We start from the raw sequence: 2,095 nt of genomic DNA, 5'->3' as shown, positions 1-2,095 counted from the left end.
AAGGGTGTTATCTCGAAGATCTTACCTGAGGAAGACATGCCGTATTTACCAGACGGCACACCAATCGATATCATGCTTAACCCATTAGGGGTACCATCACGTATGAACATCGGTCAGGTGCTTGAGCTTCACTTGGGTATGGCCGCGAGATATCTTGGCATTCATGTTGCTTCACCTGTATTTGATGGAGCACGTGAGGAAGATGTCTGGTCTACAATCGAAGAAGCTGGTATGGCACGCGATGCCAAAACCGTTCTTTACGATGGCAGAACAGGTGAACCGTTTGACAACCGTGTATCAGTTGGAATCATGTACATGATCAAACTGGCACACATGGTCGATGACAAGCTTCACGCCCGTTCTACTGGTCCTTACTCACTTGTTACGCAGCAGCCGCTGGGTGGTAAAGCTCAATTCGGTGGTCAGCGTTTCGGTGAGATGGAAGTATGGGCACTTGAAGCATACGGTGCTGCTTATACACTGCAAGAAATCCTTACAGTTAAATCCGATGACGTTGTCGGCCGTGTGAAAACATACGAAGCAATCGTCAAAGGAGAAAACGTACCTGAGCCCGGGGTTCCAGAATCATTCAAGGTTCTGATCAAAGAGCTTCAAAGTTTAGGTATGGATGTTAAAATCCTCTCAAGCACCGAAGAAGAAATTGAAATGCGTGACTTAGAGGACGAAGAAGAAGTACAACAAGCTGACACGCTAAATATATCTGAGTCTAATGAGCAACAATCCGAGACAGTAGGGTCAAAGGAATAAATTTAGAGCAATTAGGGTTAGAGCCTGTAGATTAAAAGGGAGGTAGGCCCCTTGCTAGATGTAAATAACTTTGAGTATATGAAAATTGGTTTAGCTTCCCCCGACAAGATCCGTTCGTGGTCTTTCGGGGAAGTCAAAAAACCGGAAACCATTAACTATCGTACATTAAAGCCAGAAAAAGACGGCTTATTCTGTGAACGTATTTTTGGTCCTACAAAGGACTGGGAATGCCACTGCGGTAAATACAAACGTGTACGCTATAAAGGCGTAGTTTGTGACCGTTGTGGAGTTGAAGTAACAAAAGCGAAGGTTCGCCGTGAACGTATGGGTCACATCGAACTTGCTGCTCCTGTATCTCACATCTGGTACTTCAAAGGAATTCCAAGCCGTATGGGATTAGTATTAGACATGTCCCCACGTGCATTGGAAGAAGTCATTTACTTCGCTTCCTACGTTGTAACAGAACCAGGTGATACGGCTCTTGAGAGAAAACAACTCCTTTCTGAAAAAGAGTACCGTGCATACCGTGAAAAATACGGAGTGAAATTCCAAGCTGCAATGGGTGCTGAAGCAATTAAAAAGCTTCTGCAGGATATTGATCTTGATAAAGAAGCTGATTTCTTAAAAGAAGAACTGAAAACAGCTCAAGGCCAGCGCCGTACCCGTGCAATCAAACGTCTAGAGGTAGTGGAATCTTTCAGAAACTCAGGAAATGATCCTGATTGGATGATCCTTGATGTACTGCCAGTCATCCCTCCTGAGCTTCGTCCAATGGTTCAGTTGGATGGTGGACGTTTTGCAACATCTGACCTTAACGATTTATATCGTCGTGTCATCAACCGTAACAATCGTTTAAAACGTTTATTGGATCTTGGTGCCCCAAGCATCATCGTTCAGAACGAAAAACGTATGCTTCAAGAAGCAGTCGATGCATTAATTGACAATGGCCGCCGCGGACGTCCGGTAACAGGACCAGGTAACCGTCCATTGAAGTCTCTTTCGCACATGCTTAAAGGGAAGCAAGGTCGTTTCCGTCAAAACCTTCTCGGTAAACGTGTTGACTATTCCGGTCGTTCTGTAATCGTTGTTGGACCTAATCTAAAGATGTATCAATGCGGCCTTCCGAAAGAAATGGCACTTGAATTATTCAAGCCTTTTGTTATGAAGGAACTCGTTGAAAAAGGATTGGCTCACAACATCAAGAGTGCGAAACGCAAGATAGAACGCGTACAGCCGGAAGTATGGGATGTACTGGAAGAGGTAATTAAAGAACATCCTGTTCTTTTAAACCGTGCACCTACTCTTCACAGACTTGGGATTCAAGCAT

The 2,095-nt window shown here is 44.5% G+C and carries 2 protein-coding genes; both read left to right on the top strand.

The genetic code is table 11. The features are described from left to right. The coding region (locus HP456_RS23210; protein WP_446680283.1) for a DNA-directed RNA polymerase subunit beta at positions 1–768 on the top strand (768 nt) is incomplete at its 5' end. A gap of 51 nt (positions 769–819) precedes the next feature. Then, positions 820–2,095: DNA-directed RNA polymerase subunit beta' (locus tag HP456_RS23205; RefSeq protein WP_512698786.1), on the top strand; the 1,276-nt coding region annotated here is incomplete at its 3' end.

Origin of the sequence: Bacillus haikouensis (assembly GCF_013179555.1) — a bacterium.
Lineage (GTDB): Bacteria > Bacillota > Bacilli > Bacillales > Bacillaceae_B > Rossellomorea > Rossellomorea haikouensis_A.
Note: the sequence above shows the minus strand (reverse complement) of the source record. Positions and strands in the feature narration are given on the sequence as shown.